This is a genomic window from Spirillospora sp. NPDC049652 (genome assembly GCF_040675125.1).
In the GTDB taxonomy this organism is placed as follows: Bacteria; Actinomycetota; Actinomycetes; order Streptosporangiales; family Streptosporangiaceae; genus Spirillospora.
The window spans coordinates 1-1,287 of the sequence record NZ_JBFAOF010001464.1 but is presented as its reverse complement, the minus strand read 5'-3'; the positions used below and the strand labels follow the sequence as shown (position 1 = coordinate 1,287).

1 protein-coding gene is annotated in these 1,287 nt (G+C 73.3%); it reads left to right on the top strand.

Annotation, left to right across the window (positions count from 1 at the left end; genetic code table 11):
- Nucleotides 1–205: 205 nt before the first annotated feature.
- Nucleotides 206–1,287 (top strand): Stk1 family PASTA domain-containing Ser/Thr kinase (gene pknB / locus AB0J52_RS41135; protein WP_500188680.1); only part of this gene is annotated, 1,082 nt, incomplete at its 3' end.

Sequence of the window (1,287 nt, the reverse complement as noted above, 5' to 3'; positions counted from 1 at the left end):
GACTCCGCCCGGCCGGGCGGCGTCCCGGCCGCGGCCGGACGCGGCGCCCCGGCCGGAGTGCGGCGCCTCGCCCGGCCGGGAGCACTCCCGGCCGGACCGGGACGCGCCACGACTCCGTCAACTCCGAGCCCGGCTCCGCCGCGTCCGCGCGGCGGGCGGCTAGGTTCGGGGGACAGGGTGACGACGTACGAGGGAATGTGCACAGATGAGTCAACCTCGGCTGCTCGGCGGCCGCTACGAGCTGGAGTCCGTGATCGGACGCGGCGGCATGGCCGAGGTCTACCGTGCCCGTGACCTGCGGCTCGACCGCGTGGTCGCGGTCAAGACGCTGCGCTCGGACCTCGCCCGCGACCCCACGTTCCAGGAGCGGTTCCGGCGCGAGGCGCAGTCCGCGGCGTCCCTGAACCACCCCTCGGTGATCGCCGTGTACGACACCGGCGAGGACTCCATCGGCGACACCCACATCCCGTACATCGTCATGGAGTACGTGGACGGTTCGACGCTGCGCGACCTGCTGCGCGAGAACCGGGCGCTGATGCCGCAGAAGGCGCTGGAGATCACCGACGGCATCCTGCGCGCCCTGGACTACAGCCACCGCGGCGGCATCGTGCACCGCGACATCAAGCCGGCGAACGTGATGCTGACCCGGCAGCACGAGGTCAAGGTCATGGACTTCGGCATCGCCCGCGCGATGCACGACTCGGCGTCCACGATGACCCAGACCGCGCAGGTGATCGGCACCGCGCAGTACCTGTCGCCCGAGCAGGCGCGGGGCGAGCGGGTGGACGCCCGCAGCGACCTCTACTCGACCGGCTGCGTGCTGTACGAGCTGCTGACCGGGCGGCCGCCGTTCACCGGCGACTCCCCGGTCGCGATCGCCTACCAGCACGTCCGGGAGGAGCCGACGCCGCCGTCCCAGGTCGATCCGGACATCCCGCACTGGGCGGACGCGATCGTGCTCAAGGCGATGGCGAAGAGCGCGGCCGACCGGTACCAGAACGCGGGCGAGTTCCGGCAGGAGGTCCAGCGGGCCCTGCACGGGCAGCCGGTGGCGTCGACCGCCGCGTCCACGATGATGATGGGGGCCGCGCCCACGGCCGTCCACCAGCCGCAGCACACCCAGGTCATGGGCGCGACGCAGGTGCGGCGGCAGGACGGCGGCGGCTACGACCTGCCGCCCGTCCAGTACGGCGACTACCGGCAGGACGGCGACTACGACCAGGACGGCAAGCGGGGCGGCGCGGGCGGCAAGGCCGCCGCGTGGATCGGCGCGATCGTGGCCGTGCT